Raw genomic sequence first — 16,708 nt, 5'->3', positions numbered from 1 at the left:
GCAGGCTACCACCCGCTGCCCCCGAAACAATGATCCACGTCACGTCTCGTCTCGCTCGGATCAGCTCCCGCCCGTGACGATGATATAGACCGGCGCATCGGTCAGGCGCACGCTCGCGCCCCGCGTGGCACCACAGTTGCCCATCCAGTCGCACACCGTCGCGCCTGCGGGCACGGGCCAGTCCGACTGCGCGCCATAGTCCCACACCGCGTCGATCGTCGTTGCCCCGCGCACGAAGCGATAGCCGTACTGCGTGCCTGCCAGCCCCTTCAGCCGCCCCTTGCTGACGCTGCCGTCGATCAGCTTCGTCATCGCGGCATAGACCGGCACCGAAATCTTCGGACCCAGCTTGGTGCTGCCGAAAGCCTCGCCATCGCGCAGGTTCCAGTAGAACCCTTGCGTGTGCAGCGACGGGCTCTTGGGCCCCTGCTTCACGTCGAAGAAGTCGGCGACGTAGAACGCGGTATCCATCATCGCCCCCTCGCCCAGCAGGATCAGGCTGACGCGCGTGTCGACCGCGGCCTTGCCGCGCAAGCCCAGCACCGCGCTGTGCGTGCCATGTTCGGTGCTGATGATCTTGAAGCGCCGCCCGCTGATGCGCTCGCCCTCGGCGATCTGCTTGCGCATTTCATCGGGAATGCCGTGCGTTTCGGGCGGCGTACCCCAGCCCGAGGCATGGAGCGAGAACGCATCGAGATACTTGCCGAGCCCCGCCTTCCACAGCCCCGAAATCTGCGTGGTGAAGGTGGGCGCAGGATAGAGCGTCGGCCCGGCGATCACCGCATTGGGGTCGATCTTGTGGATCACATCGTAGGTCAGCCGGTAGATCTGGACGAGCTGCTCTGCCGTCCCGTTGTAGCACCAGCCGTCGGCAGGCTCCCACGTCATCTGGTAGATGCGCGGATTGAGGCCGGGATGATCGGCCATGAAAGAGCGCGCATAATCGGCGGCAAAGCCCGGCAGCCGCTTGGCGCCCGCCGCATTCAGCGCGCCGAACTGGCGGCAGACGGTTCCCTCGGTGCCGGGCACGCGCGCCCAGTCGGGCAACGCCGAGGACACCACCTGCCCCAGCGGATAGACCCGCCACGGCTTGTCCCCCCAGTGCGGCGCGACCAGATCCTCGAACCGCAACGGCCACGCCTTGCCCTTGGCCTGCGCCGCCGCCCGCGCCGCCGGGAACTCGCCGGGCGCCTTGGCTTCGAACGTCACCCAATGCGTGCCGGTGATGTAATATCGCACGCCCAGCAGCGGCATGACGTTGACCTTGCGGTTGAACCCGCCCTGCATCCCGAAGCGCGAAAGCGCCGGACCATAATCCACCCGCGTCGCAGGGTCCGGCACCACGGCATAGCTGATGATCCCCGCAGGCCGCGTGCCCTGTTCGGGAATCGTCGTCCCGTCGTCGAGCGTCGCCGAAACCTCGTAATAGCCCAGCCGCGCGCGCGGGGCGGCAAAGGCATAGTCCGCGCGGCCCTGCGCATCCGCCGTCAGCACCGGCGAAACCTGCGCCACCTCTCTCCCGGCATCGTCCTTGATCCGCACCGCCAGCCGCCTGCTCTCGCCTGCTGGCAGGCCCTCGGCGTGAAACGTCAGCGTGATCGGCTCGCCGGCGGCAAAGGTGCTCGATTCTGGGCGGTTGGTCTCGGCCGCCAAGGTCTCACCAGGCCGCGTTTCGGCACTGGCCATGTTCGATAAGGCAAGCAGCGGCAGGGCCGCAGAAAGGCGCATCAGACGGATCATTGGGTGCTCCTCATGTCGTCGCCCCAACGTGGGGGCAGGCGGCCGGGTCCCGCAGCCGCGCCGAAGCTGCCGGGCCATTGCGGAACGCAAGCTGAACACCCATACTCCCCCCATGGCCGAACTCGTTATCCGTCGCGGGCTAGAAGAGCCCGACACTTCCGGCACTTTCGTTCCCCACAAGCCGCAGCGGCCCGAAAAATCGGACGGCGGGCGGGCGTTCAAGGTCGTGTCCGAATACCAGCCCGCGGGCGACCAGCCCACCGCCATCGCCGATCTCGTCGCCGCCGCGCGCGACGGCGAAAAGACGCAGGTGCTGCTCGGCGTCACCGGCTCGGGCAAGACCTTCACCATGGCCAAGGTGATCGAGGAACTGCAACGCCCCGCGCTGATCCTCGCCCCCAACAAGATCCTCGCCGCGCAATTGTACGGCGAGATGAAGAGCTTCTTCCCCGAAAACGCGGTGGAATATTTCGTCTCGTACTACGACTACTACCAGCCCGAAGCCTACGTCCCCCGCTCGGATACCTATATCGAGAAGGAATCCTCGACCAACGAGGCGATCGACCGGATGCGCCACTCGGCCACCCGCGCCCTGCTCGAACGCGACGACGTGATCATCGTCGCGTCGGTCTCGTGCATCTACGGCATCGGCTCGGTCGAAACCTACTCGGCGATGATCTTCGACCTGAAGGTCGGCACCAGCGTCGACCAGGGCGAGATCATCCGCAAGCTCGTCGCGCTGCAATACAAGCGCAACGACGCAGGCTTCGCGCGCGGCAATTTCCGCGTGCGCGGCGATACGCTCGAAATCTTTCCCTCGCACTACGACGACACCGCCTGGCGCGTCAGCTTCTTCGGCGACGAGATCGAGAGCATCGTCGAGTTCGACCCCCTTACCGGCAAGGCGGGGGCGAAGCTCGAAAACGTGCGCGTCTATGCCAATTCGCACTACGTCACCCCCGGCCCGACGATGAAGCAGGCCGCCGATGCGATCCGCTTCGAGCTGGCCGAGCGGCTCAAGGAGCTGGAGGCCGAAGGCAAGCTCTTGGAAGCCCAACGGCTCGAACAGCGCACCAACTTCGATCTCGAAATGATCGCCGCCACCGGCAGTTGCGCCGGGATCGAGAACTACAGCCGCTTCCTGACCGGACGCCTGCCGGGCGAACCGCCGCCGACGCTGTTCGAATACCTGCCCGACAACTGCCTGCTGTTCCTCGATGAAAGCCACCAGACCGTGCCGCAGGTCGGCGCGATGGCGCGCGGCGACCACCGCCGCAAGCTGACGCTCGCCGAATACGGCTTCCGCCTGCCCAGTTGCATCGACAACCGCCCCTTGCGCTTCAACGAATGGGACGCGATGCGCCCGCAGACCATCGCCGTCTCTGCCACGCCCGCGCAGTGGGAGATGGAGCAGGCGGGCGGCGTCTTTGCCGAACAGGTCATCCGGCCCACCGGCCTGATCGATCCGCCGGTCCTCATCCGCCCGGTCGAGGACCAGGTGCAGGACTGCATCAACGAATGCCGCGAAACCGCGGCCAACGGCTACCGCACGCTCGTCACCACGCTGACCAAGCGCATGGCCGAAGACCTCACGGAGTTCATGCACGAAGCGGGGCTGAAGGTCCGCTACATGCACTCCGACGTCGAGACATTGGAACGCATCGAGCTGATCCGCGACCTGCGCCTTGGCGTCTACGACGTGCTGGTGGGCATCAACCTGCTGCGCGAAGGGCTCGACATCCCCGAATGCGGCCTCGTCTGCATTCTGGACGCCGACAAGGAAGGCTTCCTCCGGTCTGAAACCTCTTTGATCCAGACCATCGGCCGCGCCGCGCGCAACGTCGATGGCCGCGTCATCCTCTATGCCGATCGCATGACCGGCTCGATGGAACGCGCCATCGCAGAAACCGACCGCCGCCGCGCCCGCCAGCGCGAATACAACGAACTCCACGGCATCACGCCCGCCACGATCAAGCGCAACATCCACGATATCGTCGCCGACACCGCCAGCCGCGACGGCGTGCTGGTCGATATCGACGCGGACGGCGCGAACAACCTCGTCGGCCACAACCTGCGCGCCTATATCGAAGACCTCGAAAAGAAGATGCGCGCCGCCGCCGCCGATCTCGAATTCGAAGAAGCCGGCCGCCTGCGCGACGAGATCCGCAAGCTCGAAGCCACTGAACTCGGCTTGCCCGAAGGCGACCGCAAGGCCCCGCTGGTGGGCCGCAGCAACGAAGGCAAGCCGGGGACCAGGAAGACGCGCTACGGGAAGAGCCAGAAGACGAAGTGGGGGAAGTGAGATCGCGGGCCGCCCCCGGAGCTTTGCTTTTCCCGCGCACACCCGGTCTTGAATTCGCCTTCCAAAAGCGGCACGCTCACTGACAAGATAACCATGAAAATCCCGCTCCCCCTCCTCGCCCTCTCGGCCCTCGCACTCCACGGCTGCACGAAGTCTGCCGCCAGCACGATGCCGGAAAACGGCCCGCTCGATGCCGTGCGCCTTTCCATGCCGCAGAGCGAAGGCCCGTCGGCCCCCCGTGCCGAAAACGCCAAGGCCGCTTGGAGCGCTGCCCCCGGTGGCGATGCCGCCATGTTCGGCTACGCAGGCGAAGGCCCGCTGCTCACCATCGCCTGCCGGTCCGGCGTGCTCACGGTCACGCGCCATTCGCCGGCCGAAGTCGGCGCGCAGGCGCTGTTCGCGTTGCAGGGGGCGGGCCACATCGTGCGCGTGCCGGTCGATGCCACCGCCATTCCCGGCCAGCGCGGCTATTTCTGGCAGGGCTCGCTCAACCCCGCCGATCCCGGCGCGGCCGTGTTCCAGAGCGCGTTCAACGGCACCCTGCCCGGCGGCGGCATGATCAAGGTTTCCGCGGGGGAGCCGCTGCGCGAAGTGCTGCGCCGCTGCAAGGCGAATGCCGTAGCGCCCAGCCCGACGAGCGCGCCGCTGGACACGACGACAGCCGAATAGATCAGGGCGCGGCGCTGGCCGCCGGGGCAGGCGTTACCGAAGCCGTCGCGCTCGGCGCCACGGGGGGTGCAGGCGGGGTCACCTGCACCGGCGCGGGCAGTGTCAGCGCCGATGTTTCCAGCTGGTCCAGGGCGCGCTGCGTCATCATCCAGTCGCGCGCGTGCGCCAGCCAGTCGACCGCCGCCTCGCGCCCCGGCATCCGCTCCACTTCGGCGATGGCCGCGTCGATCCGCCCGCCCGCAATGGCGAGCCGCGCACGCTCGATGCGGCTTTCCGGCGTGGGCGAGGCCGTATCGTCATGGCGGATCACCACCAGCGAGCCCATCTGCCGCGTGAACCAGGCCCAGCCGCCTTCATCCTTCGCCCCGCCGACAAGGCGCGGCGCCACGCGCTCGAACTCCTCGTCGAGCGAGGCCAGCGTCACCGGCTTCTGGCTGGCAACAAGCAGACGCTCGACCGCGCCCGGCTGGTTCTGTCCGAACTTCAGCCGCAGCTGGTTCTCCAGATAGCCCAACGGAGCCCCGCGTTCGACCGCGCGCCGCGCGGCCACCGCCAGCAGCAGTGCTTCGGCATGGCCTGCCTGCCCCGATGCGGCCATGGCCTGCTGGTTCAGTTCGGCCAGCCGCTGTTCCAGCGCGGAAACCTTGGCGGTGGCGCTGGCCAGCGCGGCATCGGCAGCGGCGCGATCGGCCAATAGCGCCGCGGTCGGGCTGGGCACAGGCGCAACAGGCGCGGCGTCCTGCTCCAGCGAGACGTGCAGCCAGCCCTGCTTCCAGCTCAGCCAGGATGCGGCGGCAAGCCCGCCCACCAGCATGATCAGGATCAGCAGCGCGACCAGCACGCCACCGCCCCGTCCCGCGCCCCGTCCGCGGCTTGCCGTCCGGTCCGCGCCCGGTTCGGTATAAGTCGTGTCGTGCATCCGCGCCTTTTTTCTTGTCCGTGGCCCTAGGGACACACTGTCTGGCACATTTGCGCGGCGAGCGCCAGCAAGGCCTCGTCGGTTCTGGCTTCAGCAACTTCAACCACTTGCCAGCCAGCCCCCGCCTTTTCCGCGATTCGAGGCGCAAGGCAGGCCAGCGCCACGGCCCCGCGCGCGATACCCAGCCGGGCGCACTCGGCCGAGAAATGGCCCGCCGCCTCGCCCGAATGCAGCGCCACCACCGCGCCCTGGACCACTGCCGCCAGGTCCTCGGGCAAGTCCAGCGCCCGCGCGGCATAGACCACGCGCGTATCTACCTCCACGCCAGCCGGCGGCATCAGCGGCACGTTGCGCTCGCCCGCCAGCCGCAGGTAGCGCCCGGGCGAAAGTCGCGCGACGAGCGGCTCCATCCCGCCCTCGCCGGTTTCCGCCACGGCAAAGCCCGCAGCTTGCGCCGCCTCCGCGGTCGCTGCGCCCACGGCATGGACCGGCAGACCCTTCAGCGCATCAAGCCCCACACCGCCCAGCCGGAACAGCGCCGCGCTTCCTGCCAGCAGTCCGGCATGGTCGCCCGGTTCGGGCACCGCCCAGGCCACGGGCGCCATCGCGAACAGCGGCGCGGCGTGAACCGTCAGCCCCAGCGCCCGCGCAGCTTGCGATGTCGCAGCGTTGCCCGGCTCGGGGCGCAGCACGACCAGCGGGCGCATGTCAGCCCTGCGCTGGGCCATGGAAATGGACGCGGATCGACTCGGGCGCACGGGCCAGCAACTCCGCCGCCAGCGCCGCCGGGCCCGCCGCATCGCCATCGGCCACCCGCGCGCTGGCTTCCACCCGCTCGGCCCCGTCGGGGCTGAACAGTGCCGCGCGCAAGGCGACCTCCTCGCCCTCGACCCGCGACAGCAGCGCGATCGGGCTGTGGCAATTGCCGCCCAGCGCCAGCAGCAGCGCACGCTCGGCACGAATCGCGGCGTGGCTTTCCGCGTCGTCGATAGCGGCCAGCCAGCCGCGCACGTCGACCCGCGCCGTCAGGCACTCGATCCCGATCGCGCCCTGCGCCGGGGCAGGCAACCATTCGTCGGCGGCAAGCGGATGGCCCACGCCCGTCTCGCCCAGCCGGTGCAAACCCGCAGCGGCGAGCAGCGTCACGTCCGCCTCGCCCGCCTGCAACTTGGCCAGCCGCGTCGCCACGTTGCCGCGGAACGACACCACCGACAGGTCGGGCCGCGCATGAAGCATCTGCGCCGCGCGGCGCGGCGCGCTCGTTCCCACCCGCGCACCCGGCGGGATCGCGGCAACGCTTTGCGCCCCCACCAGCACGTCACGCACATCGGCGCGCGGAAGGACAGCGGCGATCGTCAGCCAGTCGGGGCGGATCGTCTCGACATCCTTCATCGAATGCACCGCGAAGTCGATTTCGCCCGCATGGAGCCAGGCGTCGAGTTCCTTGGTCCACAGCGCCTTGCCGCCGATCTCGGCCAGGGGGCGGTCCTGCACCTTGTCGCCGCTTGCGGTGACGGGCACCAGTTCCACCATCGCGCGGTCCCAGCCGTGCGCGGTGCAAAGGCGGTCGCGGGCTTCCTCGGCCTGCGCCATGGCCAGCGGTGAGCGCCTTGTACCGAGCCTTAGAGGCCGTTCAGGTGCTTCCAGGTGTCGTTCAGCTTTGCTCATGCAAGGTTGCCGTAACGCCGATTATCTCTAAGGGGAAGCGCTCCCATGGCTCTGATACTCGGCATCGAATCCTCCTGCGACGAAACCGCCGCCGCGGTGATCGACAGCGACGGCACGTCGCTTGCCGCGCGCATCGTGGCGCAGCGCATCGCCTCGCAGGACGAGATGCACCGCCCCTATGGCGGCGTCGTGCCCGAAATCGCCGCACGCGCCCATGCCGAGGTGATCGGCCCGATGGTGGCGCAAGTGCTTGCCGACGCTGGCCTTTCCCTGTCCGATATGGACGCCATCGCCGCTACCGCCGGGCCCGGCCTGATCGGCGGGGTGATGGTCGGCCTCGTCACTGGCAAGGCGCTGGCGATGGCCGCCGACAAGCCGCTGATCGCGGTCAACCACCTCGAAGGTCACGCGCTCTCGCCGCGCCTTGCCGATCCGACGCTGGCCTATCCCTACCTGCTGCTGCTGGTTTCGGGCGGGCACTGCCAGATTCTGGAAGTCCGCGCGCTCGGCGATTATCGCCGCCTGGCCACCACCATCGACGATGCGCTGGGCGAAGCGTTCGACAAGACCGCCAAGATCCTCGGCCTTGGCTATCCCGGTGGCCCCGCGGTCGAAAGGCTGGCGCGCGAAGGCGATCCGAAGGCCGTGCCGCTCCCCCGCCCGCTGGTGGGCAGCGGCGAGCCGCACTTCTCGTTCGCGGGCCTCAAGAGCGCGGTGATGCGCGCCAAGCAGGCCGGAACCTTCGCAGATGCCGATATCGCGGCGTCGTTCCAGCAGGCCGCGCTCGATTGCGTGATCGACCGCACCCGCATCGCGCTGGGCGTCTGCGGCCCGGTCACCGCGCTGGTCGTGGCGGGCGGCGTCGCCGCCAACGCCGCCTTGCGCGGTGCGCTGGAACAACTGGCCGCTTCCGTCGGCCTGCCGCTGGTTGCCCCGCCTCCAAAACTTTGCACAGATAATGCGGCCATGATCGGCTGGGCGGGCGCGGAACGCTTCGCCTTGGGCTATACCGATGGCCTCGACGTGGCGGCGCGCCCGCGCTGGCCGCTCGACGCCAATGCCGCGCCGGTGCGCGGAGCGGGAGTGAAGGGATGAGCTGCGAGGTTGCCGTCGTGGGGGCGGGAGCATGGGGGACCGCGCTGGCGCAGATGCTCAGCAGCGACGGGCGCGAAGTCCTGCTCTGGGCGCGCGAGCCCGAACTGGTTACGCAGATCAACGCCGAGCGCCGCAACGGGCTGTTCCTGCCCTCGGCGGACCTGCACCCGACGATCCGCGCCACGGGCGATCTTGCAGACCTTGCCCAAGCCCCGATCCTGCTGATGGTCACGCCTGCGCAACACCTTGCCACCGTGCTGTCGGGCATCGGCCGCAGCGATGGCGACCTTGTGCTGTGTTCCAAGGGGATCGAGGCGGGCACCGGCCGCCTGATGGCCGATGTCGCGCGCGATGCCGCACCGAACGCCAGCCTTGCCGTCCTGTCAGGCCCCACTTTCGCGCATGAAGTCGCAGCAGGCCTGCCCACCGCAGTCACGCTTGCCTGCGCGGGCGGTGAAGCGCAGTGGCAGCGCCTGTCCGCCGCCATCGCCCGCCCCGCCTTCCGCCCCTATTACTCCGACGACGTGACCGGCGCGGAGATCGGCGGCGCGGTCAAGAACGTGCTCGCCATCGCGTGCGGCGTGGTCGAAGGACTGCGCCTCGGCCAGAACGCGCGCGCCGCGCTGATCAGCCGGGGCTTTGCCGAAATGCAGCGGTTCGGCCTTGCCATGGGGGCGCAGGCGGAAACCCTTTCGGGACTTTCGGGGTTGGGCGATCTTGTGCTGACCTGTTCCTCCACCTCCAGCCGCAACTTCTCGCTCGGCAAGGCACTGGGCGAAGGCGCGAGCGCCGCGGCCATCCTGTCCGACCGCGCCACCGTGGCCGAAGGCGCCTTCACCGCGCCGGTTCTGGCCGACCTTGCCCGCCAGAAGGGCGTGTCGATGCCCATCGTCGAAGCGGTCGCGCTGCTGCTCGAAGGATCAGCCCCCGCACACGAAGTCGTCGCCCGCCTGCTCGCCCGTCCCTTGCGCGCGGAAACCCTGCTTGCCTGACGCCGCCGCCATTTCCGGACAGCCTTCCAGCGAGCAGCAGGACATCGCCGCGCTGGCCAAGGGCGGCCGCACCAATTTCTTCGGCTTCCTGCTGCGGCTGGGCGGCACCGCGCCGTTCCTGTTCATCGCCGGGCGCTTCTATGGCGTAGAGGCGCTGGGCCGCTATGCCTCGGCGCTGGTGATCGTCGAGCTGATCACGCAATGGTGCAGCCTCGGCCAGCGCCGCGGCCTTGCCCAGCGCCTGGCCGAAGACCCGCGCGATGATGCCCACAGCGTCGCCGATGCGCTCACGCTCTCGCTGGCGCTGTCGCTGGTGGCGGCGATGCTGCTCTACCTCATCCCCGCGCCGATGTTCCCCAGCGGCCACTTCAACGCCTGGGACCGGCTGCTGCCGGTCGCGATCGTCGCCGGTTCGCTGACCGACGTGTCGCTCGCCGCGCTCGCCTATCGCTACAACGTGGGCGCGACGGTGCGGTCCCGCTCGGTGGTCGAACCGTGGACGCAGACGCTGGCCGCGATCGCCTTCCTGTTCGTCCTGCCGGACGGCGGCCTCGCGCTGTCCTACATCCTGTCCAAGCTGGCAGCGCTCGCCGTCGCGCTGTGGCCGCTGGTCCGCACATATGGCCTGCCGCGCCAGTGGCAGCCGAACCCGCTGCGCCTCTCCCGCCTGGCGCTGCTGTCGGCGCCGCTGGCCGGAGCGGACCTTGTCGAATGGGGCACGCGCAAGCTCGACATCGCGCTGCTCGGCTTCTTCACCTCACCCACGGCGGTCGGGATCTACTACGCCGCGCAGCAGGTGGCGACGCTGCCGCAGAAGCTCAAGACCAGCTTCGAGCCCATCCTCGGCCCGGTGATCACCCGCAACCTGAAAGAGCGCAACTACGCCGCGATCGCGCAGCAGGTGTGCCAGGTGGGCTTCTGGATCACCGCCGCGCAAGCGGGGATCGCGCTGGCTCTGGGCATTCCGGGCAAGGGCGTGATGGGCCTCGTCGGCCCGCACTTCGTCGCCGGGACCGGCGCGCTGGCGCTGTTGCTCACCGCCGAAGTGGTCGCCGCACCCGCCGTGGTGAGCGAGGCTGCGCTGATCTACATGGCGCGAATGCGCAACCTGTGGATCAGCCTGGGCGCCATCGCTACGCAAGGCCTGCTCACCGTGGCGCTGATGCTGCTGGCCCGCCGCGCCCATGCCGATCCGCTGCAACAGGCCGAAGCGGCCGCCTTTGCGCTGGCTGTCGCGCTGGCGCTGTCCTCGTTTCTCAAGTCGCGACTGCTCAGCCACATCCTCGGGCAGCGCATCACCAACTTGCGCTGGCCGCTGATCTGGGCGGCAGCGCCTGCCGCGGCGGTGGGCTTCGCGGCCAAGCTCCTGCCCGAATGGGCCGAGCTGGCGCTGGGCATTCCCGCCATTCTCGGAGTCTACGGCTTCGTCATCTGGCGGCGCGGCTTCGGTCCGGAAGACCGGATGTTGTTCCGCAAGCAGTCCGTTTAAGGTTCGAACGCGCGGCCCTTGCACGGGCGCATCAATCGGGGAGTTCGCATGGTTCAGATGATCGAGGCCAACTGGATCGCGGTCGCCGCAGTCCTCGCGCTGGTCCTTCTGGTCGCGTGGCTGGTGTGGGGCCGGGCCAAGCCCGCCCGGCAGACGCGCGAATACAACGACGTTCTCTCTGAAGGCGCAGGCCCTGCCCAGCGCAACACCGCGCTGATCGACGCAGCCCCCGCCGCCGCGATCCCGCCCATCGTCCCCGGCCCCGCCTCTGGCCTGATGGCAGGCGTCGGCGAAATCGTCGCCCATGCCGCTGAAGAGGAAGTCGAAGCCGCCGCGCCCGCCCCGGCGGGCGACGACCTGAGCCGCATCAAGGGCGTCGGCCCGAAGCTCAACGCGCGGCTGAAGGAACTGGGCGTCACCACCTATGCCCAGATCGCTGCGTGGAGCGAGGCCGACATGGCCGCGATCGACGCCCAGCTCGGCAGCTTCGCCGGGCGCCCCAAGCGCGATTCGTGGGTGGAACAGGCGCAGCTGCTCGCTGGCGGCGACACCAGCGGCTACGAAGCGAAGTTCGGCAAGCTGTGAGGCAAGATGGGCGCAGGGCTACCCCCGCGCCTCGTTAAGCCTGCAACAGCGCGGGCAGCTTCCCACTCATGCCCCGCGCCTCGTCCATAAAGAAGCGCTTGAGCGTCGGGCTGCGCTGCACGCCCGCCATGCCGAAGCGGCGGATCGCGGAGGGAATGCGCCCCGGCAGGCCGAACAGCCGCGTCAGCACGTCGGTCGCGCCCGCCACCATGAAGGTATCGAGCGCGCGCCAGCGTTCGTAGCGCGCCAGCAGCTGCGCATCGCCCGCCTCCAGCCCCAGCCGCATCCCTTCGGCCAGCACCTCGACCAGCGCGGCCACATCGCGCAGGCCCACGTTGAGGCCCTGCCCCGCGATCGGGTGCATCCCGTGCGCGGCATCGCCCACCAGCGCCAGCCGATCGTCTACGATCTTCGCGGTGTGGTGGAAGTTCAGCGGGTAGGACGAACGCGGGCTGGCCAGCTCGATTGTGCCGAAGATCCCGTCCATGCGCCGTTCGACTTCGGACAGGAACGCGGATTCGGGCAGCGCCAGCACGCCTGCCGCATCCTTTTCCGCAACGGTCCACACCAGCGCCGAACGGTGACGGCCATTCTCGTCGAGCAGTGGCAGCAGCGCGAAGGGCCCCGCCGGATAGAAGATTTCCCACGCCACGTTGCCGTGCGGCTTTTCGTGGTACAGCCCGGTGATGATCGCGCGGTGGCCATAATCCCAGCGCGCGGGCGTGAACCCTGCCTCGTCGCGCGTGGGCGACTGGCGCCCTTCGGCCCCCACCAGCAGGCTGCCCGCGAGCACGCGCCCGTCGGCGAGCGTCACCCGCACGCCATGGCTCCCACGTTCACGCTCCACCACGCGGGCGTTGGTGATGAAGGTGATCGCGTCCTCGCGCGCCGCCGCGCCATACATCGCGATGCGCAAATCGCGGTTGGCATACATCCGCCCCAGCGAGCCGTCGCCTTCGCCCGGACGGAAATCGATCCGTCCCGGCTTCATCGCGTCGGTCACGGCGATCGAGGCGATCGGGCAACCCTTGGCTTCCAGGTCCGCCGCCATGCCGAGGTTGGCATAGAGGTTCCAGCTCGCCGTCGAAATCGCCGAGGCGCGCCCGTCGAACCCTTGCGCGGTCTGCGCCGCCGGGTCCGAACTGTCGACCACGACGCTGGTGATCCCCTGCTTTGCAAGGCCGATCGCCAACGTCATGCCGACAAGGCCCCCCCCAAGGATCACCACGTCTGCACGGGCATCGGGGGCGCGGGCCGTCACTTCAATGGCAACTTCGCTCAATTCGTCACTCCACACGTCGTGCCGGGTCCGGCGTCGAGATCGAGGCACTTTCCATCAAAAGTGCCCGCCGGCGCCTTGAGCCCGATCAATGCGGCAAGGCTGGGCGCAATGTCCACCGTTTCGACCGCGCTAGGCTGTTCGAACGGCGTCATGCCTGCGCGCCAGAACAGGATCGGCACGCGCCGGTCATAATCCCACGCCGATCCATGCGTCGCCACGATCCCCGGCATCGGTCGCACGATCGGCACCACCCCGCGCTTGAGGATCACCACGAAATCGCCCGAACGCGGGGCATAGAACGAGGCGCGCGCGCGATCGAGCAGACTCCATGTCTCGGGCGAGCCGCTCGGCATGGGGGCGGCAGCCAGTTCGGCAGCGGTGAACACCGCCTGCACCTGCGGCTGGGCCATCAGCAGCGCCTTGGCCTCGGCCACGACACGGGCCTTGTCCTCCGCCGAAAGGTCGCGCTTCACCCAGAAATCGCCGAACGCGCCATCGCCCAGCACCAGTCCCTTGGGATCGAGGTTCAGTTTCGCGGCGACGGCGGCGGAAATCTGCTCGGGCAGCAGCGCAGGCGCGGCGCGTTCGGCGCTCGGCAGCGCCTGTTCGTGCAGGCGTTCGGGCAGGTCGAAACCGCCGTGGTCGGCGGTCAGCACCACGGCATAGTCGAGCCCGCGATCATCGAGCGCCTTGAAGAAATCCCCCAGCGCCAGGTCCAGCTGCTGCATCTGGATGCACATTTCCGCGCCCTCGGTGCCAGTGGCATGGCCGATGTAGTCGGTGGCCGACAGGCTAACCGACAGCATGTCGGGCGCGGCGCCCTTGCCCAGCTTCATCGAATCGACCAGCTCGGTCGCAAGGTCGAGTGTCGCGCGGTCGAGCCGGGGCGAGGTGCGGAAGGCGTTGGCATCACCCGCCGCCAGCACGAAGCGGCCGGTGCCGACGCTGAACGCGGTGGGCGCAGGCGCGGCGCCGCCTGCCATGGAGTTGGCAATGCCGATCCCGCCCGCCGCCGCCGCGCCGGTATTGAGCGCGATCGCGCGGTCCTGCGCGCCGCACCACGCGGGCAGCGTGAAGCCCGGCGCACCCGCGCCAAGCACCTCGGCCAGACTGCTGTTCTCGGCCACGGCTTCGGGCGACAGCGTGCGACCTTCGAGCGTGGCAAAGCCCTTGCCCTTCCACCAATAGACCTGGTCGATCTTGTGCCCGCCCATCATCAGCGCGCCGCGATCCTTGCCCGAAACTGCCACGTTGCGGCTGGCGGACCACTGCGCTTTCATCCGTTCGCCCAACGTCGGCACCAGCAGGTGATCGACCGAGGCGACATAGTCCTTCGGGTCCGCCGCTTGGCGCGTCTCGTCCTCGGCGCAATAGACCGCCTTCTTGTCGCGGCCCACCGACTGGTCGATCCAGGTGTTGGCGATGATCCCGGTGTGCGCCGGGCGCATCCCCGTCAGGATCGTCGAATGGCCGGGGCAGGTCTCGGTCGCGGCGTGGCTCTGGTAGCCTGCCGGAAACGCCATGCCGCCCGAGAGCCGGGCAAGCCCTGCCACGAAATGGCTGCGATACTGCGCGAACAAGTCGGCCGAGAACTGGTCCACCGCGATCGCCACCAGCAGGCGCGGCGCGGGCCGACCCGCCGGGATCGCGGGCGCAGCAGCGGCAACGGGCGCGGGCTTCGTCGCCTTGGGCGCGCGCGCAAAGGCCTGCGGCTGGAACGGCAGCAGCGCGGCGGCGAGAAGAAGCAGGGCTTTGGAGCGAACCATCATCGGATTCCTGTCTGGCGTGCACTTTGGGCTGCACTGGACTCGGTTGCAATGCGCCCTTAAGCGCGGGTCTTGGCCCCGCGAGGCATCGGGTGCAAGGGGCCGCACCAGCCAGGAAGGCCAGATCGTCCATGCGCGCCAGCACCTTAGCCGCGAATGTGACCGCACGGTTGCTTGCCGCACTTTTTGCGACGATCATGGCGCTGGTCCTGTCGGTTTCCCCGGCGCAGGCCAATCACATCACCGCCAGCCTCGTGGCCGAAAAGCCCGGCGCGCGCGGTGGCGAGGTCATGCTCGCGGTAACGATGCAGCCCGAACAAGGCTGGCACGGCTACTGGCTCAATCCCGGCGATGCGGGCCTCGGCCTCACGCTCGACTGGACTCTGCCCAAGGGTTCAAAGGCTGGCGACCTGCAATACCCCGTGCCGCAGACGCTGCTCGTGCAGGGGCTGATGAACCACGTCTATGAGCACGCCTATGCCGTGCTCGTGCCACTGACCTTGCCGGCCGATGCGCAAGCAGGCACCACCCTGCCGATCTCGGCCAAGGCGCAATGGCTGGCCTGCACCGAAACCATCTGCGTGCCCGAACAGGCAACCTTGCAAGGCACCGTCACCGTCGGCGAAGGGCCTGCCGAGGCGCGCTTTTCCGGCTGGCGCGCCGCCCTGCCCGCCCCGCTCGACCGCGCCGGAACCTTCACCACCACGGCAAAGGGCCTCAGCCTCGCGATCCCGTTCCCCGCCACCGCGCGCGTGGAAGACCCGCACTTCTTCATCGCGGGCGACGGGCTGGTCGATTACGCCGCGCCGCAGGTGTTTCGCCGCAAGGGCGACCTGCTGATCGTCGACCTTCCCCGTGCCAAGGTGCCTTCGGCAGAGCGCCCCGGCCTCATTTCCGGCGTGCTGTCATTGGGCGAAGGCGCGGGCGGCATCGCACTCACCGCAAAGCCCGGCCCGGTGCCCGACGGCGGCACGCCACTTACCGGAACCGCTGCCTTTTCCGCCACCACGCTCGCGCTGGCGATCCTCGGCGCACTGGCGGGCGGGCTCGTGCTCAACGTCATGCCCTGCGTGTTCCCGATCCTCAGCCTCAAGGCGCTGGCGCTGGCGCGCGGCAATTCGCACCACGCCCGGCGCGAAGGGCTGGCCTATGCGGCGGGTGTCATTCTCGCCTGCCTCGCGCTGGGGGCTGCGATGCTCGCCCTGCGCGCGGGCGGAGAACAGGTCGGCTGGGCGTTCCAGTTGCAGGAACCGGGCGTGGTGGCGGTGCTGCTGCTGCTGGCGCTGGCCATCACCGCCAACTTCGCAGGGCTCTACGAAATGCCGGGCCTGTCGGTGGAGCGCGGCGCAGGGTCGATGGGTGCGTTCGGCACCGGACTGCTCGCGGCCTTCGTCGCCACCCCCTGCACCGGCCCGTTCATGGCCGCCGCGATGGGGGCGGCGCTGGTCCTGCCGACATGGGCGGCGCTCGCCGTGTTCGCCGCGCTCGGCCTGGGCCTTGCGCTACCGTTCCTGCTGCTGGGCTTCGTGCCGCCCTTGCGCCGCCTGCTGCCCAAGCCCGGCGCGTGGATGGAAAAGTTCCGCCAGGTCATGGCCCTGCCCATGGGCCTCACCGCGCTGGCGCTCGGCTGGCTGGCCTGGCGGTTGGGCGGCGCGACGTTCGCCGCCGCCGCCGCCGCTCTGGGCGCCGTCGTCGTCGTCGCGCTGGCCTTCGCCGGGCGCGCGCAGCGCAAGGGCCTGCCGGTTGCCCGCTTCGTCGCGCCCGCACTACTGGCGTTGGCGGCCACCGCCTATCTGGCTACCCCGCGTCTTGCCGATTCGCACAAGCAGGCCGACGCGGGCCTGCTCGATGCCCAGCCGTTCAGCCAAGCCGCGCTCGCCAGCGCCCGCGCCTCGGGCAAGCCGGTCTTCGCCTATTTCACCGCCGACTGGTGCCTCTCGTGCAAGGTCAACGAAAGCACCTCGATCGAACGCGAAGCCACGCGCGATGCCTTCCGCAAGGCGGGCGTCGTCGTGCTGGTGGGCGACTGGACCCGCCGCGATCCCGAAATCACCCGCTTCCTCGGCGAACAAGGCGTCGCAGGCGTGCCGCTCTACCTGTGGTATCCCGCCCGCGGCGAACCGCAGAAGCTGCCGCAAGTGCTGACGCCCGAAACGCTGCCGGGGCTGGCGGCGGGGCGGTAATCGGCCCCGCCCCGCCGG

The 16,708-nt window shown here is 69.3% G+C and carries 13 protein-coding genes; 7 read left to right on the top strand and 6 right to left on the bottom strand.

From position 1 onward, the window contains the following. Positions 1-60: 60 nt before the first annotated feature. Positions 61-1,740 (bottom strand): hypothetical protein, encoded by a 1,680-nt coding sequence (locus tag K3A84_RS08760; RefSeq protein WP_225008965.1) that lies wholly within the window; start codon positions 1,738-1,740, stop codon positions 61-63. 112 nt (positions 1,741-1,852) lie between these two features. On the opposite strand from K3A84_RS08760, the gene uvrB reads away from it, so the two are divergent. Together uvrB and K3A84_RS08750 are read left to right on the top strand one after the other, a co-directional pair. Further along, on the top strand, positions 1,853-4,042 hold the full coding sequence (gene uvrB / locus K3A84_RS08755) for an excinuclease ABC subunit UvrB (protein ID WP_225008964.1): 2,190 nt from the start codon (positions 1,853-1,855) through the stop codon (positions 4,040-4,042). A gap of 93 nt (positions 4,043-4,135) precedes the next feature. Continuing rightward, a complete protein-coding gene (locus K3A84_RS08750) occupies positions 4,136-4,711 on the top strand; it encodes a hypothetical protein (RefSeq protein ID WP_225008963.1) in 576 nt (191 codons plus the stop codon). Between the two features lies 1 nt (position 4,712). Here the strand turns inward: K3A84_RS08750 and K3A84_RS08745 are convergent, their stop codons facing one another. The 3 genes from K3A84_RS08745 to hemC are packed head-to-tail and all read right to left on the bottom strand — an operon-like array spanning position 4,713 to position 7,298. After that, complete coding sequence (locus K3A84_RS08745; RefSeq protein WP_225008962.1) at positions 4,713-5,630, bottom strand: MICOS complex subunit MIC60; 918 nt, start codon at positions 5,628-5,630, stop codon at positions 4,713-4,715. 26 nt (positions 5,631-5,656) lie between these two features. After that, positions 5,657-6,358: a uroporphyrinogen-III synthase gene (locus K3A84_RS08740; RefSeq protein ID WP_225008961.1), complete on the bottom strand. Its 702-nt coding sequence runs from the start codon at positions 6,356-6,358 to the stop codon at positions 5,657-5,659. Further along, positions 6,339-7,298, bottom strand: coding sequence for a hydroxymethylbilane synthase (gene hemC / locus K3A84_RS08735; RefSeq protein WP_225008960.1), 960 nt, complete (start codon positions 7,296-7,298; stop codon positions 6,339-6,341). The genes K3A84_RS08740 and hemC overlap by 20 nt, the downstream gene beginning before the upstream one ends. Before the next feature lie 45 nt (positions 7,299-7,343). Here hemC and tsaD point away from each other — a divergent pair, with 45 nt between their 5' ends. From tsaD to K3A84_RS08715, 4 genes are read left to right on the top strand one after another with little or no spacing between them, the layout of a single operon-like run. Further along, on the top strand, positions 7,344-8,393 hold the full coding sequence (gene tsaD, locus K3A84_RS08730) for a tRNA (adenosine(37)-N6)-threonylcarbamoyltransferase complex transferase subunit TsaD (protein ID WP_225008959.1): 1,050 nt from the start codon (positions 7,344-7,346) through the stop codon (positions 8,391-8,393). Continuing rightward, complete coding sequence (locus K3A84_RS08725; protein WP_225008958.1) at positions 8,390-9,385, top strand: NAD(P)H-dependent glycerol-3-phosphate dehydrogenase; 996 nt, start codon at positions 8,390-8,392, stop codon at positions 9,383-9,385. Before tsaD ends, K3A84_RS08725 begins: the two co-directional genes overlap by 4 nt. Beyond that, on the top strand, positions 9,378-10,874 hold the full coding sequence (locus tag K3A84_RS08720; RefSeq protein WP_225008957.1) for a lipopolysaccharide biosynthesis protein: 1,497 nt from the start codon (positions 9,378-9,380) through the stop codon (positions 10,872-10,874). Before K3A84_RS08725 ends, K3A84_RS08720 begins: the two co-directional genes overlap by 8 nt. A gap of 48 nt (positions 10,875-10,922) precedes the next feature. Further along, complete coding sequence (locus tag K3A84_RS08715; protein WP_225008956.1) at positions 10,923-11,459, top strand: hypothetical protein; 537 nt, start codon at positions 10,923-10,925, stop codon at positions 11,457-11,459. Positions 11,460-11,493: 34 nt separating this feature from the next. Here the strand turns inward: K3A84_RS08715 and K3A84_RS08710 are convergent, their stop codons facing one another. Continuing rightward, the gene (locus K3A84_RS08710) at positions 11,494-12,741 is read right to left on the bottom strand and encodes a UbiH/UbiF/VisC/COQ6 family ubiquinone biosynthesis hydroxylase (RefSeq protein WP_225008955.1); all 1,248 of its coding nucleotides are present in this window, start codon (positions 12,739-12,741) and stop codon (positions 11,494-11,496) included. Then, positions 12,738-14,510, bottom strand: coding sequence for an alkaline phosphatase family protein (locus K3A84_RS08705; protein ID WP_225008954.1), 1,773 nt, complete (start codon positions 14,508-14,510; stop codon positions 12,738-12,740). Before K3A84_RS08705 ends, K3A84_RS08710 begins: the two co-directional genes overlap by 4 nt. Positions 14,511-14,704: 194 nt before the next feature. Here K3A84_RS08705 and K3A84_RS08700 point away from each other — a divergent pair, with 194 nt between their 5' ends. Then, on the top strand, positions 14,705-16,690 hold the full coding sequence (locus tag K3A84_RS08700) for a protein-disulfide reductase DsbD family protein (RefSeq protein WP_225008953.1): 1,986 nt from the start codon (positions 14,705-14,707) through the stop codon (positions 16,688-16,690). The last annotated feature ends 18 nt before the right edge of the window (positions 16,691-16,708 follow it).

The sequence above is a fragment of the Novosphingobium percolationis genome, assembly GCF_020179425.1.
Taxonomy (GTDB): Bacteria; Pseudomonadota; Alphaproteobacteria; order Sphingomonadales; family Sphingomonadaceae; genus Novosphingobium; species Novosphingobium percolationis.
Note: the sequence above shows the minus strand (reverse complement) of the source record. Positions and strands in the feature narration are given on the sequence as shown.

What these genes read in the sequence shown, in the direction of transcription:
- K3A84_RS08760 (WP_225008965.1), bottom strand. Translation starts at nt 1,740, where the DNA reads ATGATCCGTCTGATGCGCCTTTCTGCGGCCCTGCCGCTGCTTGCCTTA.
- uvrB (WP_225008964.1), top strand. Translation starts at nt 1,853, where the DNA reads ATGGCCGAACTCGTTATCCGTCGCGGGCTAGAAGAGCCCGACACTTCC.
- K3A84_RS08750 (WP_225008963.1), top strand. Translation starts at nt 4,136, where the DNA reads ATGAAAATCCCGCTCCCCCTCCTCGCCCTCTCGGCCCTCGCACTCCAC.
- K3A84_RS08745 (WP_225008962.1), bottom strand. Translation starts at nt 5,630, where the DNA reads ATGCACGACACGACTTATACCGAACCGGGCGCGGACCGGACGGCAAGC.
- K3A84_RS08740 (WP_225008961.1), bottom strand. Translation starts at nt 6,358, where the DNA reads ATGGCCCAGCGCAGGGCTGACATGCGCCCGCTGGTCGTGCTGCGCCCC.
- hemC (WP_225008960.1), bottom strand. Translation starts at nt 7,298, where the DNA reads ATGAGCAAAGCTGAACGACACCTGGAAGCACCTGAACGGCCTCTAAGG.
- tsaD (WP_225008959.1), top strand. Translation starts at nt 7,344, where the DNA reads ATGGCTCTGATACTCGGCATCGAATCCTCCTGCGACGAAACCGCCGCC.
- K3A84_RS08725 (WP_225008958.1), top strand. Translation starts at nt 8,390, where the DNA reads ATGAGCTGCGAGGTTGCCGTCGTGGGGGCGGGAGCATGGGGGACCGCG.
- K3A84_RS08715 (WP_225008956.1), top strand. Translation starts at nt 10,923, where the DNA reads ATGGTTCAGATGATCGAGGCCAACTGGATCGCGGTCGCCGCAGTCCTC.
- K3A84_RS08705 (WP_225008954.1), bottom strand. Translation starts at nt 14,510, where the DNA reads ATGATGGTTCGCTCCAAAGCCCTGCTTCTTCTCGCCGCCGCGCTGCTG.
- K3A84_RS08700 (WP_225008953.1), top strand. Translation starts at nt 14,705, where the DNA reads ATGGCGCTGGTCCTGTCGGTTTCCCCGGCGCAGGCCAATCACATCACC.